The organism is Halocynthiibacter namhaensis (genome assembly GCF_000812685.1).
Classification (GTDB): Bacteria; Pseudomonadota; Alphaproteobacteria; order Rhodobacterales; family Rhodobacteraceae; genus Halocynthiibacter; species Halocynthiibacter namhaensis.
In genome coordinates this window covers 1-19,731 of sequence record NZ_JWIF01000012.1, presented here as the reverse complement: position 1 = coordinate 19,731, position 19,731 = coordinate 1, and the positions used below count along the sequence as shown (strand labels likewise).

General features: G+C 53.9%; 20 protein-coding genes and 1 pseudogene. 8 read left to right on the top strand and 13 right to left on the bottom strand.

The features are described 5' to 3' along the window. The first annotated feature begins 5 nt into the window (after positions 1–5). Complete coding sequence (locus tag RJ38_RS01595; RefSeq protein WP_039017172.1) at positions 6–1,199, top strand: amidohydrolase family protein; 1,194 nt, start codon at positions 6–8, stop codon at positions 1,197–1,199. 81 nt (positions 1,200–1,280) lie between these two features. Here RJ38_RS01595 and RJ38_RS01590 read toward each other — a convergent pair whose 3' ends face one another. Next, a complete protein-coding gene (locus tag RJ38_RS01590) occupies positions 1,281–1,727 on the bottom strand; it encodes a MarR family winged helix-turn-helix transcriptional regulator (protein WP_039017171.1) in 447 nt (148 codons plus the stop codon). Between the two features lie 169 nt (positions 1,728–1,896). Here RJ38_RS01590 and RJ38_RS01585 point away from each other — a divergent pair, with 169 nt between their 5' ends. Both RJ38_RS01585 and RJ38_RS01580 read left to right on the top strand, forming a co-directional pair. Beyond that, the gene (locus tag RJ38_RS01585) at positions 1,897–4,002 is read left to right on the top strand and encodes a 3-hydroxyacyl-CoA dehydrogenase NAD-binding domain-containing protein (protein WP_039017170.1); all 2,106 of its coding nucleotides are present in this window, start codon (positions 1,897–1,899) and stop codon (positions 4,000–4,002) included. A gap of 19 nt (positions 4,003–4,021) precedes the next feature. Next, positions 4,022–4,762, top strand: a complete 741-nt coding sequence (locus RJ38_RS01580; RefSeq protein WP_039017169.1) for an SDR family oxidoreductase — start codon at positions 4,022–4,024, stop codon at positions 4,760–4,762. 9 nt (positions 4,763–4,771) lie between these two features. Here RJ38_RS01580 and RJ38_RS01575 read toward each other — a convergent pair whose 3' ends face one another. The 3 genes from RJ38_RS01575 to RJ38_RS01565 are packed head-to-tail and all read right to left on the bottom strand — an operon-like array spanning position 4,772 to position 8,039. Then, positions 4,772–5,623 (bottom strand): 3-oxoadipate:acetyl-CoA acetyltransferase, encoded by an 852-nt coding sequence (locus RJ38_RS01575; protein ID WP_039017168.1) that lies wholly within the window; start codon positions 5,621–5,623, stop codon positions 4,772–4,774. A gap of 47 nt (positions 5,624–5,670) precedes the next feature. Continuing rightward, complete coding sequence (locus RJ38_RS01570) at positions 5,671–6,861, bottom strand: CaiB/BaiF CoA transferase family protein (protein ID WP_202903855.1); 1,191 nt, start codon at positions 6,859–6,861, stop codon at positions 5,671–5,673. 11 nt (positions 6,862–6,872) lie between these two features. Further along, positions 6,873–8,039: a serine hydrolase domain-containing protein gene (locus RJ38_RS01565; RefSeq protein WP_039017166.1), complete on the bottom strand. Its 1,167-nt coding sequence runs from the start codon at positions 8,037–8,039 to the stop codon at positions 6,873–6,875. Between the two features lie 294 nt (positions 8,040–8,333). On the opposite strand from RJ38_RS01565, the gene RJ38_RS01560 reads away from it, so the two are divergent. Beyond that, the gene (locus RJ38_RS01560) at positions 8,334–9,215 is read left to right on the top strand and encodes an alpha/beta hydrolase family protein (RefSeq protein ID WP_052245125.1); all 882 of its coding nucleotides are present in this window, start codon (positions 8,334–8,336) and stop codon (positions 9,213–9,215) included. Positions 9,216–9,326: 111 nt separating this feature from the next. Here the strand turns inward: RJ38_RS01560 and pth are convergent, their stop codons facing one another. Continuing rightward, positions 9,327–10,007, bottom strand: coding sequence for an aminoacyl-tRNA hydrolase (gene pth / locus RJ38_RS01555; RefSeq protein WP_039017165.1), 681 nt, complete (start codon positions 10,005–10,007; stop codon positions 9,327–9,329). Positions 10,008–10,187: 180 nt separating this feature from the next. On the opposite strand from pth, the gene RJ38_RS01550 reads away from it, so the two are divergent. Beyond that, positions 10,188–10,748 (top strand): hypothetical protein, encoded by a 561-nt coding sequence (locus RJ38_RS01550; RefSeq protein WP_039017259.1) that lies wholly within the window; start codon positions 10,188–10,190, stop codon positions 10,746–10,748. A 36-nt stretch (positions 10,749–10,784) separates the two neighbouring features. On the opposite strand, the gene RJ38_RS01545 is transcribed toward RJ38_RS01550, so the two are convergent. Beyond that, positions 10,785–11,624, bottom strand: a complete 840-nt coding sequence (locus RJ38_RS01545) for a DMT family transporter (RefSeq protein WP_039017164.1) — start codon at positions 11,622–11,624, stop codon at positions 10,785–10,787. A gap of 76 nt (positions 11,625–11,700) precedes the next feature. On the opposite strand from RJ38_RS01545, the gene RJ38_RS01540 reads away from it, so the two are divergent. Then, on the top strand, positions 11,701–12,429 hold the full coding sequence (locus tag RJ38_RS01540) for an ArsR/SmtB family transcription factor (protein WP_039017163.1): 729 nt from the start codon (positions 11,701–11,703) through the stop codon (positions 12,427–12,429). An 85-nt stretch (positions 12,430–12,514) separates the two neighbouring features. On the opposite strand, the gene RJ38_RS01535 is transcribed toward RJ38_RS01540, so the two are convergent. The 5 genes from RJ38_RS01535 to trpA all read right to left on the bottom strand — a co-directional run bounded on the left by RJ38_RS01535 (position 12,515) and on the right by trpA (position 16,242). Continuing rightward, on the bottom strand, positions 12,515–13,147 hold the full coding sequence (locus RJ38_RS01535) for a 50S ribosomal protein L25/general stress protein Ctc (RefSeq protein WP_039017162.1): 633 nt from the start codon (positions 13,145–13,147) through the stop codon (positions 12,515–12,517). A gap of 185 nt (positions 13,148–13,332) precedes the next feature. After that, complete coding sequence (locus RJ38_RS19370; protein ID WP_272945930.1) at positions 13,333–13,467, bottom strand: hypothetical protein; 135 nt, start codon at positions 13,465–13,467, stop codon at positions 13,333–13,335. Positions 13,468–13,766: 299 nt separating this feature from the next. Further along, positions 13,767–14,054: a hypothetical protein gene (locus tag RJ38_RS01525; RefSeq protein WP_156121714.1), complete on the bottom strand. Its 288-nt coding sequence runs from the start codon at positions 14,052–14,054 to the stop codon at positions 13,767–13,769. 85 nt (positions 14,055–14,139) lie between these two features. Next, on the bottom strand, positions 14,140–15,303 hold the full coding sequence (locus RJ38_RS01520; RefSeq protein ID WP_039017258.1) for an alpha-hydroxy acid oxidase: 1,164 nt from the start codon (positions 15,301–15,303) through the stop codon (positions 14,140–14,142). Positions 15,304–15,450: 147 nt separating this feature from the next. Then, a complete protein-coding gene (trpA, locus tag RJ38_RS01515) occupies positions 15,451–16,242 on the bottom strand; it encodes a tryptophan synthase subunit alpha (RefSeq protein ID WP_039017159.1) in 792 nt (263 codons plus the stop codon). A 274-nt stretch (positions 16,243–16,516) separates the two neighbouring features. Between trpA and ychF the strand changes: the two genes are divergently transcribed. Beyond that, entirely contained in the window at positions 16,517–17,614 is a 1,098-nt protein-coding gene (ychF, locus tag RJ38_RS01510; RefSeq protein ID WP_039017158.1) for a redox-regulated ATPase YchF, read from the top strand. A gap of 77 nt (positions 17,615–17,691) precedes the next feature. On the opposite strand, the gene RJ38_RS01505 is transcribed toward ychF, so the two are convergent. Both RJ38_RS01505 and RJ38_RS01500 read right to left on the bottom strand, forming a co-directional pair. Beyond that, positions 17,692–17,817: an antibiotic biosynthesis monooxygenase family protein gene (locus tag RJ38_RS01505; RefSeq protein WP_082005598.1), complete on the bottom strand. Its 126-nt coding sequence runs from the start codon at positions 17,815–17,817 to the stop codon at positions 17,692–17,694. Between the two features lie 201 nt (positions 17,818–18,018). After that, positions 18,019–18,630, bottom strand: a complete 612-nt coding sequence (locus tag RJ38_RS01500; RefSeq protein WP_052245123.1) for an ArsR/SmtB family transcription factor — start codon at positions 18,628–18,630, stop codon at positions 18,019–18,021. Between the two features lie 234 nt (positions 18,631–18,864). Here RJ38_RS01500 and RJ38_RS18390 point away from each other — a divergent pair. Further along, positions 18,865–19,587 (top strand): annotated as a pseudogene (locus tag RJ38_RS18390) (IS5 family transposase). Positions 19,588–19,731: the final 144 nt, after the last annotated feature.

Below are 19,731 nucleotides of genomic sequence, written 5' to 3'. Positions count from 1 at the left end.
AAGTCATGGCCGGCCCCACGAAAGAAAACACCACCATAGGAAAACTTGTCATTAAAAACATTGGCATGATCCTGTCTGGAAAAATGGAAGCCCCGATATATGATGGGGATTGTCTGGTTGCTGTTGATGGTAAGGTCCATGAATGGGGCTACGAGAAAGACATCGACTGTGAAGGTGCCGACATATTGGTTGACGCCCATGGCGTGACCTTGGCCCCTGGTTTGATCGACAGTCACATCCACCCGGTTGTCGGCGATTACACCCCCCGACAAAACCAATTGAACTGGATCGATTCCACCTTGCATGGCGGTGTCACGACCCTGATTTCAGCGGGTGAAGTTCATATGCCGGGCCGCCCCAAAGACATCGTCGGCCTTAAGGCGATGGCGATCGCGGCACAACGCTGGTACGATAATTTCCGCCCCTCAGGTATGAAGGTGCATGCGGGGGCGCCGGTTATTGAACACGGCATGGTCGAACAAGATTTCAAAGACATGGCGGATGCGGGCGTGAAACTGTTGGGCGAGGTCGGCCTCGGCACTGTGAAAGACGGTAAGACGGCAAAGCAAATGGTCGATTGGGCACGTAAATACGGAATTCAATCAACAATCCATACCGGCGGGCCTTCCATCCCGGGGTCGGGCTTAATCGACGCAGACATGGTTCTGGAAACAGGCACAGATGTGATCGGCCATATCAACGGCGGCCATTCCGCTCTGCCCGATGATCAAATCATGTGTCTCTGCGAAAGCTGCACAGCCGGCCTAGAGATCGTGCATAATGGCAATGAACGCGCTGCACTGCTGACCCTGAACACGGCACGTGAATTAAAGCAAATGGATCGAATTATTCTGGGCACCGATGGCCCTGCAGGTTCGGGCGTGCAACCGTTGGGGATCATGCGAATGATTGCCATGTTGTCGGCCCTTGGAAATATTCCTGCTGAGATCGCATTTTGCTTTGCCAATGGAAATACATCCCGCCAACGAGAATTGGATACGGGCCTCGTGGAGGTTGGAAAATGTGCTGATTTTGTGCTGATGGATCAGGCTCAGCATGCGCCAGGCAAAAACATGTTGGAATCCGTGCAACTCGGAAACCTTCCCGGCGTTGGAATGACCATCATCGACGGAAAAGTAACATCACACCGTTCGCGCAACACGCCCCCCGCCACACGTTTACCCGAGGTGGTCGGCTAAAATACATACGACTTAGATGCTATGGAGACGGCGTTTTTCAAAAACGCCGTAGAAATTTCTTTGAAAGAAATTTACCGCGCCTTACAGCATCTTTTTCAACAAGATCATAAGCTGCTCTGCTTCTGCATCACTTAGCGACTTCAGCGTTTCGGCAGTAATCTGCGTTCCGGTCTGCTTCAGCAGCGGGATCAGTGCTTCACCCGTCTCTGACAAAGTGATTTTTGTACGGCGGCGGTCTTCGGGATCTGGGGCCAACTCGATCAATCCCTTTCGCTTGAGACGATCTACGACCCCTTTGATTGTCGCAACATCCATCGCAGCCATCCGGCCCAATCGGTTCTGTGAACAGGTCCCAACCGAATGGATCCGCAACAATGCCGAAAACTGCGTCGGCGTTAAACCACCGGGCAAGATCCCCTGCGCGCATTCCTGAAAAATCGCGGTATGGCGCTGTGTGATCAGGCGTAAAACATAGCCAATCTGATCATCAAGCTGGTACCCATCTGTATACTGTGGTTCTTGCGCCATTGGACCTCCGATATCCGTCTGACGTTATTACACCAACAAATCTGTCTCGGAAAGAGCCGATCTTTCACCCCACGTCTAACATGCGTTTGCCGCGAAAATCATTGCGAATGTAACAAAAACAGCCTAACTCAACAAAAAGCGTAACAGATACTAAGCCGGAGTCCGCACCATGAGTGAAGCCGTTTCCTATGAAAACCACGGGCCAATTGCCATTTTATCCATCAACAACCCACCGGTGAATGCGCTTGGGTTGGCGGTGCGTCAAGGATTGAAGGCGGGGATTGAACGGGCCGAAAGTGACAACCACGCCTTAGTCGTCTTGATAATTGCATCAGGTCGCACATTCCCAGCTGGCGCTGATATCCGCGAATTTGGCAAACCTCCGGTTAACCCTTCTTTGCCCGACGTCGTTCGTCGCATTGAAGCTTGTTCAAAACCTGTCATCGCTGCCCTGCACGGAACGGCCCTTGGCGGAGGGTTTGAAGTCGCCTTGGCAGCCCATTACCGCATCGCAGATAAAACCGCACGCATTGGATTGCCCGAAGTGAATCTTGGCATTCTTCCCGGTGCAGGCGGCACCCAACGCACGACACGCATTGCAGGCGCAAAAGCCACACTTGATCTGGCCACCGGCGGCAAACCCATCGGCGCGGACAAAGCAAAAGCCTTGGGCCTGATTGACGTCATTTCTGGCGACGACTTGAAAGACGCCGCGATTGCTTACGCACATGAATTGATTGCGTCCAACGCCGCTCCGCGGCCTTCGGGTGCCCGCAGCGAAGGCCTTTTGAATGCCGCAGAAAATACCAAGGCCATTAACGATACCGCAGGCATTATAGCCAAGCGCGCGCGCGGCCAATTCGCGCCGTTCCGCATTGTTGAATGTGTCGACGCCGCGCTGACCCTGCCGATCGAAGATGGCCTTGCCTTTGAGCGTGAACAGTTTTTGAAATGCATGGAAACCCCGCAACGCCAAGGCATGATCCACGCCTTTTTTGCAGAGCGCAGCTGCACGAAAACCCCCGAAGCCTCCCGCGCGGCGCCCCGCCCCCTGAACCAGATCGCAGTGATCGGCGGCGGCACCATGGGTGCAGGCATCACGGTTGCGGCCTTAAACGCCGGCCTGCCCGTTGTGATGGTGGAACGTGACACTGAAAGCATCGCTCGTGGCCAAGCCAATGTTGAAAAAGTTTACGACGCCATGGTCAAGAAAGGCCGTATGGATGCGGCCACTAAAGCCAAACGTATGGCTCTGTACACACCCGCAACCGATTATGCGGCAATGTCTGACTCTGATCTCATTATCGAGGCCGTATTTGAAAACATTGAGGTCAAACAAGATGTCTTTCGTCAATTGGATCAAACCGCAAAGCCTGGTGCAGTGCTGGCGACAAACACCTCATATCTGGATGTAGACGCCATCGCCAACGTCACCTCACGCCCCCAGGATGTGATTGGTCTGCATTTCTTCTCGCCCGCCAATATCATGAAACTGTTGGAAATTGTCGTCCCTTCCAATCCTGCGGATGATGCTGTGGCGACGGGTTTTGCCTTGGCGAAAAAGCTGAAGAAAACCCCAGTTCGCGCCGCCAATCACGACGGCTTTATCGGCAACCGCATCTATAAAGCCTACGGTCTTTGCGCGACCTATATGATGGAAGACGGCGCATCGCCCTATGCCATCGACAAAGCGATTTATGATTTCGGCTATCCCATTGGCATCTTCCAGGTGCACGACCTTGCGGGCATGGATATTTCCTGGGCGAACCGTAAACGTTTGGCTGCAAACAGGAATCCGGCGGAGCGGTACAGTGCCGTGCAGGATAAACTGTGCGAGGCCGGGCATTTTGGCCAGAAAACCGGGCGGGGCATGTATGTTTACCCTGAGGGTATGCGCATGGGCGAAGAAAACCCCGATGTCTTGCAAGTGATTTCAGAAGAACAGGCCCGTCTTGGCATCAGCCCACGCGACTTCACCGCTGATGACATCATGCGCCGTTACATGGCGGCGATGGTGAATGAAGGCGCGAAGGTCCTGCAAGAAGGCGTGGCCCTGCGTCCATCCGACATCGACGTTGTGGCGCTTTATGGCTATGGTTTTCCGCGTTACCGTGGTGGGCCGATGAAATACGCTGACATGTATGGGCTGGACAATCTGCTGGCCGATCTGCGTGAATTCGAGGCCGAGGATGCGCATTTCTGGAAGCCTGCGCAATTGTTAGTTGACCTTGTCGCCAATGGCCGCTCTTTTGAGGATCTGAACAAAGACAGCTAACCTTCTGAAAGGATCTCCAATGCCCGCAAAAACCGCCATCATCACAGGTGCGGGCAGTGGCATTGGCCGTGCCTGTGCACAGATCCTATTAGACACAGGCTGGCATGTGGGACTGATTGGACGGCGCGAAGCAACATTGCATGAGACCGCACAGGGCTATGACAACGCATTGGTTTTGCCTTGTGACGTCACCTCTGAAACGGAGGTGGATGTCGCTTTTGATCAAGCCCAGACCACTTGGGGGCACCTTGACCTTCTGTTCAACAACGCGGGCAAGCTGACGCCGGGCAAGCCTCTGGATGAGATCAACATTGATGACTGGCGATCCATGGTGGACGTCAATCTGAACGGCGCATTTATCTGCGCGCGTAAGGCATTTGGCCTGATGCGCCATCAAACGCCCCAAGGCGGGCGCATCATCAACAATGGGTCGGTGTCCGCCCATGTGCCCCGCCCAGGCACCGCCCCCTATGCAGCCACCAAACACGCAATTTCCGGGCTGACCAAGACGATTTCCCTTGATGGGCGCGCCTTTAACATCGCCTGCGGACAGATTGACATCGGCAATGCCGCCACCGAAATGGTTGATCAAATACGCGCAGGCGTGTTGCAAGCGGATGGAAGCACCAAGGGCGAACCCGTCATGGAAGTCCCTGATATCGCCAAGGCATTCCTATATATGGCTGCGCTTCCCGAAGGTGCGAATGTGCAAAACATGACCGTCGTGGCCACCAACATGCCCTTTATTGGGCGCGGCTAGAAAGTTAAGTTACACCGGGCGCAAACCTAGGATTTCACGAGTTTGTGCGGGTGTCGCGATGGGCCGTTCGTATTTCTCGCAGAAATCTGCGGCACGTTTGATCAGCGCCGCATTGCTTGGGGCAAGCGTGTTCTTATCAAGGCGGATGTTATCTTCCAGACCCGCGCGCGTGTGACCACCCGCCGCAATCGCCCATTCATTCACCAAGACCTGTCCAGGCCCAACGCCGGCGGCACACCAAGGCGCGCCAGGTGCGCGGGTTTCCATCGTGTGGCGGTAGAAATCAAAGATTTCCTTATCCACGGGCATGGCGTTTTTCACACCCATCACGAACTGCACATAAAGCGTGCCAAACAGATTGCCCGCTTCATGGTGGCGAATGGCTTGCAGGATGTGAGACAGATCAAAAGCCTCGATTTCCGGCACGATCTCGTATTTCTGCATCTCAGACGACAGCCAAGTGATCAACTCGGGGGAATTTTCATAAACACGCGTCGGGAAGTTGTTCGATCCTACAGACAAAGACGCCATATCCGGGCGCAGGGGTAACATGCCACCACGGTCTTTGCCCGCACCAGAACGACCACCAGTTGAGAATTGGATCACAACACCAGGGCAATGTTTTTCCAGGCCTTCTTTGAGACGTGCAAAACGATCAGGATCAGAACTTGGCGTGCCATCTTCATTGCGCACATGGGCGTGAATGATTGATGCCCCCGCTTCCACCGCTGCATGGCTGCTTTCGACCTGTTCCGCCACAGTGATCGGCACGGCGGGATTGTCCGCTTGTGTCGGCACAGAGCCCGTAATCGCGCAGCACAGAATGCAGGGTTTGCCTGCGACTTGATTGACTTCGGACATGTGAACCCCTGTGGTTTTAGCGTGGATCTAACCTTATTTCCTCAAAGTCATACCTCTGATGTGGGGGCAGCTTCAAGCACCTTCCCTGAGATCAAAGCCTGAATATCCTGATCCGTAAATCCCCAGCCGCCCAGCGCGTGGGGCGCGTGTTTGTTTGCGTCAATTGGCGATGCAGAAATCGCACCCGGCGTGGCACTGAAACGCGGCGCCGGGGCAGGTTGCAACACATCATTTAGGGTTTCAAACACGCCACGCGCTTGGTTATGCGGGGCAGTTGCGGCCTCAGGCACCGACAACACAGGCGTCACGCAACCATCGGTATCCTGAAACCGATCAACCCAATGCTGCCGGGGGTGGCTTGCAAAAACACCGGAAAGCTTCGCAACACAGACGGCTTCGTTATCAGCCGTCGGGCGGGTCAAATCTGGGTCTAACAACAGATCAAGCCGTTCCAACAGGGTCTTGCGAAACGCCCCTTCAATCGCGCCAACCACGACATATTCACCATCAGCGCAAATATAAGTTCGATAGAAATGCCGCCCACCATCAAGGGGATTTTCACCCGCCGTATAATCTTGCTGGCCCATCGCATTAAGGCCGGACAACAGCGCAAACAAGCTGGCCGATCCATCGACAATCGCTGCATCCACGACCTGCCCTGCCCCACCTGCACGCGCTTGCATCACAGCTGCCAGAAGGCCCAGAACCATGAACATTGCACCACCGCCCATATCCCCTACAAGCGGCGGAATGCCCTGTGTGGCGGCACCGTCGCGGCCAAATAGAGACAAAGCCCCCGACAAGCCCAAGTAGTTCATATCATGTCCCGCCATCTGTGACATAGGGCCGGTTTGTCCCCACCCCGTCATGCGCACATAGGCAAGTTTCGGGTTAGCGTTCAGACAGATATCAGGCCCAAGACCCAGCTTTTCCATGGTGCCGGGGCGATAGGCTTCGATCACCGCATCGGCTTGCGAAACCAAACGTAAAACCGTGGCGCGACCTTGTTCTGACTTCAAATCAAGGCGAATCAAATCACGGGATCGATTGCACACCGCGGCCGCATCCATCGAAGACAGATCCAAACCATCCGCAAGCGCAGGATAGCCGCCGGGGCGATCAATGCGAATGATCTTCGCCCCTAAGTCGGCCAGCAACATCGCACCGTAGGGCGCAGGGCCGATGCCAGCAAATTCTACAATTTTCAGATGGGTCAGAGGCCCTTGTCGTTTGCTCACCGGTTTCACCATCAGTCCAAGGACGCCGCTATTTCACGGAAAATTGCAATGTTCTGCTGTGAAACACCGTCTTCGCGAAACTTGCGATCTGCCGCGTTCGACGCGATTACAACATCCCGTGCGGTGTCAATATAGATGTATTGCCCATAGACCCCGCGCGCCATGTATTCACCAGGTGCAGCCCCAACAGGGATCCACCATTGATAGCCATATCCGGTTTCACCCGCCTCGGTTGGTGCCGATGCGGTGGTTGATGCGGTGATCCATTCCTCTGGGACAATCTGCTGGTCATTCCATGTGCCACCATTGGCAAACATCAGGCCAAAACGCGCATAATCACGAGTCGTCATGTTAAGCCCGCCCAGCACAAAGGCCGTGCCATCCCCGTCGGTGACGTAATGCGGCATGGCCTCAAATCCCATGCGGGCGATGACTTTCTCAGACAGAAGATCTGCAACATCACGCCCTGTCGCGCCGCGTACAACCATGCCAATAATATGCGTATCAATAGAAACATATTGCCAAGTCTCGCCCGGCGTAAATTGACGTGTCTCAAGCCCGGCACTGAAGTCATCCAATGACCCACCCAGTGCGACTTCCCGACCCATCTTATTGATATCAGAGAAAAACGCGAGGTAATCCTCGTCAAATTCAACGCCGGACGCCATGTTTAACACGTTGCGGATCGTCGCCCCATCATAGGCAGAACCTTGTAAGGCGGGCACATATTGCGTGACCTGCGCGTCCAAATCAGGGATCGTGCCATCGTGATGTAAGATGCCAATCAACGCAGAAAGAAAACTTTTCGCAACCGACCATGAAATGCGTAGGTCATCCGCGCCCGTGCCAAGGTGATAGCTTTCGTGACGCAACGCACCGTCTTTCAAAACCACCAAGGCCGTGACATTGCGCGCCTCAATCCAAGGGGCAACCGCAGTAGGCAACACCATGTCAGCCCCGGGGGGAAGATCAGATACAGGCCCATCACCAATCGCCACATCGCGGGTTAGAAACGCTGCATTCATATGGCTGAAATTTTGAACGATCCGATCCTCATTGAACAGGGTCAGCACTGCCTGCAAACGCCCCAATTCTTCACGTTTCCAAATCCCCAAAACGACGGCAATCACCGCCAGACCCAAAACAACTTTCAACATCATTTTCAGAATTCGCTTCATAAAATATCCCCCTGCCCAAACAGAGACCACGTCAGGCCGCCGCTGACAATTCTAACGCAGGGTTACTTTGTGCAAAGTCCCACCGAGCCTAACGGTCATGGAAATTTAGCCACCCCAAAGACGTTTTGCTCTCTAGGTGCAAATGACAGGATTGAGCCCATAGGCCCGAGATCACCAAGGGGAAAGTCGGGTGGCGTAGTTAGGTGAATTATCCTAAGCCGAAATTCTTTTTGTTGCAGTAGTAAATTTTCCTACCTATTCTCCCAGCGTTTCAACCAACGGGAACATCACAACATGCGGAAAATTATTTCAATCTCTTTGTTTTCTGCCACTCTGCCGGCCTTGGCTGCTGCACAACACGCGCAAGAAATCATCACATTGCAATCTGAGGGGCAAGATTTTGTTGGCACATTGATGCTCCCCAGTGGCGACCCGGCCCCGGTTGTTTTACTTTTGCACGGGTTCACCGGATCAAGGGACGAATTAACTATTCCAAGCACAGAGCAAGGCGTGTTTGTCCACACGGCCAACAGCCTTGCGACAAATGGATACGCAAGCTTGCGTATTGATTTTCGAGGCTCAGGCGAGAGTACATCAGACTTCACATACGAAGCGACTACTTTTGAGGGCCAAGTCGCCGATGCTATGGCCGCTGTGGCGCACCTCAAGGCGTCTAACAAGGTGAATGGGGACGATATCCATGTGATCGGTTGGAGCCAGGGGGGGCTTGTTGCCTCGGCTGTCGCAGGTCGAAGCGGCAATCTTGACGCCGTCGCGCTCTGGCAGGCGGTTGGCGACGCGGACGCCTCTTATGGCGGGCTACTGAGTACTGAAACGCTGGACGCGGGCAAAGCCACCGCGCCGGATCAGACAATCACTGCGAAGTTGCCATGGGGTGCAGAAGTAATGCTGAATGGGGCATTTTTTGATGGAATCGAAGCCTTTGATCCAATGGCCGAAATTACGGCTTATTCAGGGCCACTATTTGTGTCTCAAGGAATGGCCGATACCACGGTGTTGCCAGAAATAGCTGCCGCATTTATTGCCGCACATGAGGGCCCAGAACAGCTTTGGTCCGCTGAAATGGATCACGTATTCAATGTTTTCGCAGAGACTGAAACCCTCGACTCCCTGATTGGCGCAACCCTGGCATTTTTCAAAGAAAACGAGGATTGACCTAACAAACTGCGCTCAAATGTTTGCCAATGGAATTGCATTTGAGTGCAGGCCTTAAGGTCGTTTTATCCGCATAGCGACTAGTGAAGCAGAACATCATGGCACACAAATTTAACTGAATTTATCCATCAATTTTTGCATGGGGCTGCGCGTATCCTCTGCCAAAGGCTTTGGCTGTGCGGTTGCGCCCTGCGGTGGCTTTTCTTTTAGCTCTTTCTTCGCTGCTGGCTTCATGCGCAGACCAATCGCGTTCATGAATTTTGCGCTGTCGCCTTCGGCCAAATGCGCAGCACCATCGGAACAGCCACGCAGAAGGTCATCCAACCAGACCTCATCCGCTTTGGCGAAATCATGCAAAACATAGCCGGACACGCGGTCTTTATGGCCCGGATGCCCAATGCCCATGCGCACGCGACGATAGGCATCGGTGATATGCTGATGCATGGATCGTAAGCCATTGTGCCCCGCATGTCCCCCACCAGTTTTGACCTTGATCCTGCCAGGTGCGAGGTCCAGTTCATCATGGAACACTGTCACATCTTTGGCACTCAATTTGTAAAACCTCATGGCCTCGCCCACGGATTGCCCCGACAGGTTCATGAAGGTTTCCGGTTTCAACATGACCACCTTTTCACGTCCCAAACGCCCCTCGGTCACTTGACCTTGGAACTTACGGCGCCAAGGCGCAAACCCGTGATCTGAGGCGATCTCATCCAACGCCATAAAGCCAATGTTATGGCGGTTACGGGCGTATTTCGTACCGGGGTTACCGAGGCCAACAAACAGCTGCATTGCGTTCTCCTGTGTTGAGGATGTTTTACGGGGTCTGTTGCCCCGCGACAAGCATCCGTTGCAATCCCCCGCTATCCCATTTGTTTGATTTTACCTTTCGTGCCCGTTGCTGTATCAGCCCGCCCAAAGGAGGCCTCAGCCCAATTTGATGAGGCGCCAGTTCGTCCAAAGGATCTCGCCGTGAAAAAACTCATCCTCATCGCCCACCTTGTCCTAATGTTCTTCGTCACGGCCTGTGGCGTCACCCCCGGCAGTAAGGATCCCGCTGATTTCAATGCAGAAATCGCGGCTTTGACCCAGGAAATCATTGCGCTGGACGCATCTATTGACCCGACTGAGGCCGCGCGCGCGGCGCGTATTTCGGTCGAATACCCCTTGCAGTTGCGCCAAGATTGGAACGTCACGGATTCCGCTATTGTCCATAATATTAAGGTCAATTCTGGTCGCCGCGAGATGGGCCTGTGTTACCAATGGGCGGATGCGCTGCAAGCCCGGCTTGCCCGTGAGGAGTTCCAAACCTTGGCCATGCACCGCGCCATTGCGAATGCGCAAACCCTGCGGCTTGAACACAGCACGGTCATTCTAAGTGCCGTTGGCGAGACGATGAACGAAGGTATTATACTTGACCCTTGGCGCTATGGCGGCACTTTGTTTTGGGCACCTTTACTGGAAGACACCCGATATACGTGGATCGCGCGCGAAAACGTCTTTGCTGAAAAGCGTCGTCGCGGTCAATTGTAAACACCGATCACAATCAAGGTAGGTCATCTGGCTGAGTCACTTATTTTCCCTCAATGACAGCAACACCGCCACTAGGACCAATGCCCCGCCAAACACCGTACGGCTGCCCGGCACTTCGGACAGTACCAAAAAGGCAAGGATTGGGGCCACGGGCACTTCCAAAGTGCTTAACAATGCCGCCTGCCCGGATGGAATATGCTTGGCCCCTTCCACAAGCGTGACCGATGCCACCGCGAAAACCAGGCCAAACCCGCTTAGGATCAAGATCTCATGTAATGGGATGGAAAACGGGTCACCCCACAGCATCGCGCAGGGCACAAGCAACAAAGATGACAAGGCCGAAGGCCCGGCCCCAGGTGTTGATGGGTATTTGCGATAGATCACCATCATCAGGGCTAAGGCCAGCGCCATGCAAAACGCTAACATATCCCCCCGAAAGCTTGCCCGGCCCAATGAACCCGACACAATAATGGCGACACCTCCAAGCGCCAGAACCGCCCCGCATACCACATGACGTGTCATGCGCTCGCCCATCCAGACCCAGGCGAATACGCCAGCTAACAAGGGCACAACCGCGTATATCAGCGATACATTCGCAATCGAGGTCAGTTTGAATGCCGCAATGAACGCTGATGTCCCAAGCGCGCCAATGACTGCAACGGAAAGCCCGCTGATGCCCATGAGCAAGAAGTTTTCACGAAGCCTTTGCCGATGACAAATCCAACATAGGGTAAACCCCGCCGAAAACACGCCGCGCCAAAAGATAATGTCCCAAGGTGCCGCGGCAACCCCTTTGGAAAACAGCCCAGCCGTGCTGAATGTGAGGGCCGAAATTACGACAAAGATAACCCCAAGTTTCTTACTGCTGTCCATCATATGCCCGCATGTGTGATGCCCCATGCAACATCTATAACAGTTGACGCATGTACCATGCTTCGGATATTTCCGAAGTATGGATAGAGAACCTCCCATGTCGCGCATTGGCGCGTTGATCGGCTCGCCTGCTCGCGCTTTGATGTTGACCGAGTTGTTTGACGGGCGCGCGTTGACCGCAACAGAATTGTCGGCCGTCGCCGGGGTGACCCCAGCAACCGCCAGCGAACATCTGGCGCAGTTGTTGTCCGGTGGGTTAGTCACGCGTGAGAAAAGCGGGCGACACATGTATTACCGCCTGGCCTCTCCTGAAATCGCAAGCGCATTAGAACAACTGGCCGTGCACACTACCCAAATCATACCCGGCCGATCCGTGTCCCGCCGCGTGCGAACGCCGATCCAGAACGCGCGCTTATGTTATGATCACATCGCGGGGCGCTTGGGCGTTGCGATCGCAGATGCGTTGGTCACCAAAGGCGCATTAATCATTTTGGACAGCGATTACGCCTTAACAGTCACGGGTGAGGATCTGTTTGAAACCTTAGGGATTGATGTCACCGCCCTGCGCAAATCCAAACGCATTTTCGCCCGCCAATGCTTGGATTGGAGCGAACGCCGTCATCACGTGTCCGGCGTCATTGGTGCCGCCCTTGCGGATCTGGCCTTTGATCAAGGGTGGATTATCCGCGATAGCGAGCGCCGCGTGGTGACCGTCACCCCAAAGGGCCTGCGCGAAATGAACAAACACTTTGGCCTGCAGTTCGTCACCGATGGTTCACAGATCAGAGCAAAGGTCACCGCCCAATGAAGCAGGCAAAGGCGCCTCGCCCATCCACAACAAAAAACGCGGCACCCAAAGGTACCGCGTTTCTTTATTCATTGATGTGCGAAGATTACTCTTCTGCAGCAGCTTCTTCAGCAACTTCTTCGCCTTCTTCGTTCTCAGAAGAACGCAGGCCGGAAGGTGCAGAGATGTTGCCGATCACGAAATCACGGTCGATGACGGATTTTGCGCCAGCAGGCAGTGTGATTGCTGAGATATTGATGGTGTCACCAACGTCAAGACCAGTCATATCAACGGTCAGAACATCAGGGATATCGCCAGCAGTTACGAGCAGTTCAACTTCGTTGCGAACAACCGTCAGAACGCCGCCTTTTTTGATGCCGGGTGCTTCTTCTTCGTTCACAAATTCAACTGGGATAAACAGTTTAACTTTGGAAGTCCGACGCAGGCGCATCAGGTCGATGTGTGTTGGCAGATCTTTAACAACGTCGCGCTGAACGCCACGGCAGATGACGCGTACGTCTTCCTGACCTTCAACCTTCAGGTTGAAAAGGGTCGAAAGGAAACGGCCTTCTTTAAGTTTCTTCAACAGCACGTTGAATGGGATTTGGATCGCAAGTGGGTCAGAACCACCACCGTAAACGATACCAGGAACAACGCCATCGCGACGTGCTTGACGAGCGGCGCCCTTGCCTGTCCCCGTGCGTTCTGCTGCGATAAGATCAGGAATCTGTCCAGCCATGTGTATTCTCCATATATATAATGTGGGACTCCTCCAAGGCTGTAGCCCCACGTGAAGTCGCGCGTATAGACGGATTCACATGGGTTTGAAAGTGGTTTTTCGTGTAGGTGGCCACCCAAGAGCGAATGGCGGAAACGTCAACACAAAAACAGCCTGTATTTTCACTTTGGGAACCCAAGTCACCTTTAGGGCAGTCTCACGCATGTTTCATCCGCCTGGCCACGTCCGTCCAGCGCAACCAACCTTCCGAACATCACATAAATCACTGTATAGCAACGCATTACGACTGCCAGCTTGATCATGTATGTCGCGATAAACATGGCCACTCTCAGAAACCAAATCGGAATCGCTTCTACGTACCATAGCGGATCATAAGGCCCCCAAGGCGCAAGCGCTCCCAATGCAGAAACTCCGAGCAACAGAAACATCAACACTGTCACGAAGATTGATCGCGTGCGAAGCTCTAGCTGCTTGCCACAATCTGGGCAGGGGGTGTGATGCCCCACAAACTTCGCCACTGCCGACGCAATGAGACCTGATGTACGCGACAGTTGGGGCAAGTTCTCGTGAACATGGCTTCCTAGTTTCAAGCACCTCGGAGCAACCGAAGCTGGTCACATTATGACTGAGGGCAGTGCGGACGTGCAGAGTTGTCGCCACCGATAACGCAGGGGCCACGATCAACGTTGTTCTGAACCAATGGGTCGCCCAAGGTGGTCGTGGTAATTGCATCTGTCTGTGGGATAGCAGTCGAAACGCTTTCAGCCTGTTGTGTCGCCGTCGTTTCCGGTGATGTCGTCGTCTCGTGTTTGGAGAAACCGCCGCGCCAATCCGGGATCTCGACCCCAGCACAACCACCCAACGTCAGGGCCATTGCGCCCACCACTACTGTTTTCAAAATCGTCACACCGCTCACCTTTATTAATTATCTTGGGAATAAGCTTACGACGCTGTCCGCGCCCCGACAAGTGGGGACGCGGAAGCTCGCCAGGTCATGCCCAACGGCCCTCAAAGTCCTCCGGCACCAACACGACATTTTCATCGACATCATTAACGTCTCGATGTCCGCACAGCGCCATCGAGACATCCATTTCCTTGTGCAGCACCTCAAGCGCCTTGGTGACACCTTCTTCCCCCATCGCCCCAAGACCATAGATATAGGCCCGGCCGATCATCACGCCTTTGGCCCCCATCGCTAGGGCCTTTAAGATATCTTGCCCCGTGCGAATGCCGCTGTCCAAATGCACTTCGACCTTATCACCCACTGCGGCAACAATCGGGCGCAACATGCGGATGGAACTAAGAGCCCCATCCAACTGTCGCCCGCCGTGGTTGGAGACGATGATCGCATCAACCCCAAGGTCAGCCGCTTTCTTCGCGTCTTCCACATCCAGGATCCCCTTCAGGATCACCTTGCCATCCCACCAGTCGCGGATCTTGGCGATTTTTTCCCAGTTCAGGGTTAAATCGAAACGATCCCCCGTCCAGGCGGCAAGATCAGCAGGGTCTTTGATACCCTCGACATGACCAACAATATTACCAAACATCCGACGCTTCGTACCCAACATGCCAAGCCCCCAACGCCAGCGCGTCGCAAGGTCTGCAATGGATTTCGGCGTCAGTTTGGGCGGGGCCGACAGACCATTTTTCAGATCTTTATGGCGTTGCCCAAGGGTTTGCAGGTCAAGAGTGATCACCAAGGCCGAACATTGCGCTGCTTTGGCCCGCGCCAATAGGCTTTTGGTGAACGCATCATCGTTCATCGTATACAGCTGAAACCAAAACGGCGCCTGGGTATTGGCAGCTACATCTTCAATCGAGCAAATAGACATGGTCGATAATGTATAAGGCACACCAAATTTTTCCGCAGCTTTCGCGGCTTTTATCTCACCATCAGCATATTGCATTCCGGTCAGGCCAACGGGCGCAAGCGCCAAAGGCATCGCTACATCTTGGCCGATCAATTGGGTCTTGGTTGTGCGGTTCGACATATCCACGGCCACACGTTGACGCAGACGGATTTGTTCAAAATCAGAGCTGTTCTCGCGGAAGGTTTGTTCCGTCCAGGACCCGCTTTCCGCGTAATCGTAAAACATACGCGGCGCCCGTTTCTTATGCAGGCGCTTCAGGTCATCGATACAGGTGATCACGGGCATGGTGGCCTCCTTGGCGTGAATTGGTAAGGTTTCATTACCAAGCCACAACAGGCAACGCAACATTAGGCAAAAGAAAACCTCGCCGAAGCGAGGTCTTGACGAGCCCAACTAAGGGGAAGGCGCAGGATTCTATCGGGCTGCCCTCGATCAGGCGCGATGCGCTCCGTCAGCCAAGGTTTTGACAAATGCCAGAACATCCGCAGTGCTTTCGCCATCGCCGATTTTTTTGACAATCGCTGAACCAACAACCGCCCCATCAGCGATCGTTGCGATTGTCTCTGATTTCTCTGGGGTGTTGATGCCAAAACCCACGATCACCGGCAAATCTGTCTTGGATTTGATGCGCGCGACCTCTGGGCCAACGTCGCCTGCTTCGGCTTCGGCCGCGCCGGTCACACCTGTGACGGAAACGTAATACACAAAACCAGACGTGTTCTGCAAAACCGTGGGCAAGCGTTTGTCGTCAGTGGTTGGGGTCGCAAGGCGAATAAAGTTCAGACCCGCATTCTGCGCCGGAATACACAACTCACTGTCTTCTTCAGGTGGCAGATCCACAACGATCAAACCATCGATACCCGCCGCCTTTGCATCCGCCAGAAACGTATCAACGCCGCGCGAATAGATCGGATTATAATACCCCATCAAGACGATTGGGGTGGTGTCATCTTCCTTGCGAAACTCAGCGGCAAGATCCAATGTCTTTTGCAATGTCATGCCGCTTTCAAGCGCACGTTGACCGGCCAATTGAATGGTTGGGCCATCCGCCATGGGATCCGTGAAGGGCAAGCCCAGTTCGATGATATCGACACCGGCCGCTGGCAGACCTTTCACGATCTCAAGGGAAGCATCATAATCTGGGTCCCCCGCCATCACATAAGAAACGAAAGCTTTTTTACCTTCAGCTTTCAGCGCGGCGAATTTAGCATCAATACGGGTCATGAGCAGTCCTTTATCTCTTGCGAATGACTTGTGCTTGAAACTGGCACGAAGATCAATCCCAAGGTGCCATCCGCGTCTCTAAATCCGCGCCCCCTCCCGATTGTGCCTTATGATCCCAACACGGGATTGCTGTACCATGCCAAATGAAACCACTTCGGTCGCGTCGATATTGCACCCAATTGCACACAGAAGACACGACGCAGAAGCAGCATGCTTGCATGGCGGGCGATCCCGGCCTAGAAGCCAGTCAGAAACTGCAGCCAGGAGAATACGCATGGGCTTTAAAATGGGGATCGTCGGCCTTCCGAATGTCGGCAAATCAACGCTGTTTAACGCGCTGACAAAAACTGCCGCCGCCCAGGCTGCGAACTTTCCGTTCTGTACGATTGAACCCAATGTCGGCGAAGTTGCGGTGCCAGATGCGCGCCTTGATAAACTTGCCGCAATCGCCGGTTCCAAGCAGACCATTCCCACACGCATGACCTTCGTTGACATCGCGGGCCTGGTTAAGGGCGCGTCCCAAGGTGAAGGTCTGGGCAACCAATTCCTTGCCAACATTCGCGAGACCGATTCCATTGCGCATGTTCTGCGTTGCTTTGAAGATGGCGACGTGACCCATGTTGACGGCCGTGTTGATCCTGTTGCGGATGCAGAAGTCATCGAAACAGAATTGATGCTGGCGGATATGGAATCCATCGAAAAGCGCATGGCAAACCTTGTGCGTAAATTGAAGGGTGGCGACAAAGATGCCGCCCAACAAGAACGCCTGTTGCGCGCTGCACTGGCCCAGTTGGAAGAGGGCAAACCTGCCCGCACCGTTGAGATTGACGAGGATGACAAAAAGGCTTGGGGGCTTCTGCAACTTCTGACGTCAAAGCCGATCCTATACGTTTGTAACGTTGGCGAATCCGAGGCCGCAGAAGGTAATGAACATTCCGCACGTGTCGCAGAAATGGCTGCGGCCCAAGGTGCGGCACATGTTGTGATTTCCGCTCAGATTGAGGAAGAAATCTCCCAGCTTGAAGCCGAAGAATCCCAAATGTTCCTTGAAGAAATGGGCTTGGAAGAAGCCGGTCTCGACCGTTTGATCCGTGCGGGTTACGAATTGCTACACCTGCAAACCTATTTCACCGTCGGCCCGAAAGAAGCCCGCGCCTGGACAACAAAATCCGGCGCGACTGCCCCCCAAGCGGCAGGTGTCATCCACACCGATTTTGAACGTGGCTTCATCCGCGCAGAAACCGTGGCCTATGATGATTTCGTCGCCCACAATGGCGAATCCGGTGCAAAAGAAGCGGGTAAATTGCGCGTGGAAGGCAAAACTTACATCGTAAAAGACGGTGACGTGCTGCACTTCCTCTTCAACGCATAACCCTAAATACATACGTCGCGCCCCATCAGCCCGGACTGCACAGCCCCACATCGGGCGCGACGTTAATCCCGATTATCCTATTCAGGGCAATTTTGCCAAGCTTCAAAGTCTTCCTCGCTGTCCCAAATGACATGGTTGGAATACAGCATGTGATCCTCGCCCTCAGGGTCTCTGAGCAGGCGGAATTCACGGAACCCTTGCATTTCTGTCAAGCGACCTTTGTGGTTTTCGGATGTTTTCGAACTCTGCTTCTGCGCCTTCACGGATCCTAAAACGGTTAGCTCATGGCCAGTATTCCCTCGTCTAATTTAGGAAATCGATTGGCTGTGGAACGCTGGTATGTGTGGCGGCAATTTGCACCGTATCGGCTTGAGTGTCACGCATGAAAGGCCCTTTGTGGGGGGCTATTGAGCGTGACCATGCAGGCCGATGGGTGAGGTATCGCCGCCGAACTTAAGCCCAAAGTGGCGGTTCATTTCACGCAAGCCCTTTGGTGTCACATGCAGCACGCGCCGTTCCTTGGCGCGGGTGATCCAGCCTTGATCAAAGGCGAGATCGGCCAACGCGGCCCCGATGGCCCCAGACACATGATGCCTACGTTCGCTCCAGTCTAGGCATTGGCGGGCGAACACACGCTTGGATTTGCGCAAGGCGGTCACATCCATGCCCAAAGATACGAACAGATCCACACCCAGTTGCGTCAAAGCGTAATCGCTGTCCAGTACGATTAATATCCCTTTCGCGACCAATGCATCCGCGATCGCCACCCCTAAACGCCCGGCGATGTGGTCATAACAGAGGCGTGCGTTTTGGATGGGTGTCTGTTTGCGATAGCTCGTGACATCCTTGGGGGCGATCTGGGCGGTGTGTACGGCAAGCTGTTCCAATGCCTGCGCAATTTCAGGGGACGCCAGCCGATAATACATGTGTCGGCCGCTTTTCTCGCGGGTGACCAATCCACCCGATAACAACAACGCCAGATGCTCGCTTGCGGTCGGCTGAGACGCCGGCCACATTTGACAGCTCTGTCGCGGTTAACGCGCGCCCATCAAAGAGTTCAGTTAGTATCAAAGCGCGGACAGGGGATCCGATCAGCGCACCAATACGCGACATGGGAGGTTCATTTTCCATACTTCGGAAATATCCGAAGTATGGCGCATGCGTCAACTGTTATAGATGTCGCATGGGGAATCACACATGCAGGCATATGGTGGACAGCAGTAAGAAACTTGGGGCTAAGCGAGGAACAAATGACACGGTTACGGCCGTATTTCCCAAAGAGCCGAGGAAGGCTCGGGTTGATGATCGTCGCGTTTTGAGCGGCATTATATTCATCAATCGCAATGGTTTACGATGGTGCGATGCACCTGCAGAATATGGCCCACCAAAGACGTTGTACAATCGCTGGAAACGTTGGAGTGATCTTGGGGTCTTTGTGAACATCATGAATGGCCTGGCGGCCGAAGCACCTGACAACAAGACCATTTCTATGGACGCTACTTATCTCAAAGCACACCGTGCGGCTTCCAGTCTGCGACTTTAAAGGGGGGCGTCAAAGGCTGAGAGGCCAAACCAATGGCGGTATGAATACAAAACTGCACGCAGTTACCGACACCGCAGGACGGCCCATACGATTTGTCATGACTGCAGGACAAGTCAGTGACTACAAAGGTGCAGCCGCTTTGATTGATCTATTGCCCAAAGCCGAATTTCTGCTGGCAGATCGAGGGTATGATGCTGATTGGTTCCGTAAGGCATTGTCGAATAAAGATATTAAGCCCTGTATCCCAGGGCGAAAGTCACGCAAAAAACCTGTGAAATATGATAAGCGTCGATACAAACGGCGTAACCGTATTGAGCGTATGTTTGGTAAACTCAAAGATTGGAGGCGGATCTCCACTCGATATGATCGCGGCCCCAACGTATTTATGTCCGCAATTGCGCTCGCAGCTACCGTGCTGTTTTGGTTATGAGTCCTGAACCTACAAGAATCTGCTGATAAATTAGCATCAGACTGAACCAGACCGGGTTTATCGGAGACAGTTGAGTTCCTATTCTGCGGCGAGAGTAACAGTGTTCAGGCTGTCATAGAAGTTCCTTTCTGCATGTGCTGGAGC

Coding starts and splice junctions, on each gene's coding strand:
- RJ38_RS01595 (WP_039017172.1), top strand. CDS start 6: ATGGCCGGCCCCACGAAAGAAAACACCACCATAGGAAAACTTGTCATT.
- RJ38_RS01590 (WP_039017171.1), bottom strand. CDS start 1,727: ATGGCGCAAGAACCACAGTATACAGATGGGTACCAGCTTGATGATCAG.
- RJ38_RS01585 (WP_039017170.1), top strand. CDS start 1,897: ATGAGTGAAGCCGTTTCCTATGAAAACCACGGGCCAATTGCCATTTTA.
- RJ38_RS01580 (WP_039017169.1), top strand. CDS start 4,022: ATGCCCGCAAAAACCGCCATCATCACAGGTGCGGGCAGTGGCATTGGC.
- RJ38_RS01575 (WP_039017168.1), bottom strand. CDS start 5,623: ATGTCCGAAGTCAATCAAGTCGCAGGCAAACCCTGCATTCTGTGCTGC.
- RJ38_RS01565 (WP_039017166.1), bottom strand. CDS start 8,039: ATGAAGCGAATTCTGAAAATGATGTTGAAAGTTGTTTTGGGTCTGGCG.
- RJ38_RS01560 (WP_052245125.1), top strand. CDS start 8,334: ATGCGGAAAATTATTTCAATCTCTTTGTTTTCTGCCACTCTGCCGGCC.
- pth (WP_039017165.1), bottom strand. CDS start 10,007: ATGCAGCTGTTTGTTGGCCTCGGTAACCCCGGTACGAAATACGCCCGT.
- RJ38_RS01545 (WP_039017164.1), bottom strand. CDS start 11,624: ATGATGGACAGCAGTAAGAAACTTGGGGTTATCTTTGTCGTAATTTCG.
- RJ38_RS01540 (WP_039017163.1), top strand. CDS start 11,701: ATGGATAGAGAACCTCCCATGTCGCGCATTGGCGCGTTGATCGGCTCG.
- RJ38_RS01535 (WP_039017162.1), bottom strand. CDS start 13,147: ATGGCTGGACAGATTCCTGATCTTATCGCAGCAGAACGCACGGGGACA.
- RJ38_RS19370 (WP_272945930.1), bottom strand. CDS start 13,467: ATGTTTATCGCGACATACATGATCAAGCTGGCAGTCGTAATGCGTTGC.
- RJ38_RS01520 (WP_039017258.1), bottom strand. CDS start 15,303: ATGCCCGTGATCACCTGTATCGATGACCTGAAGCGCCTGCATAAGAAA.
- trpA (WP_039017159.1), bottom strand. CDS start 16,242: ATGACCCGTATTGATGCTAAATTCGCCGCGCTGAAAGCTGAAGGTAAA.
- ychF (WP_039017158.1), top strand. CDS start 16,517: ATGGGCTTTAAAATGGGGATCGTCGGCCTTCCGAATGTCGGCAAATCA.
- RJ38_RS01505 (WP_082005598.1), bottom strand. CDS start 17,817: ATGCAAGGGTTCCGTGAATTCCGCCTGCTCAGAGACCCTGAGGGCGAG.
- RJ38_RS01500 (WP_052245123.1), bottom strand. CDS start 18,630: ATGTGGCCGGCGTCTCAGCCGACCGCAAGCGAGCATCTGGCGTTGTTG.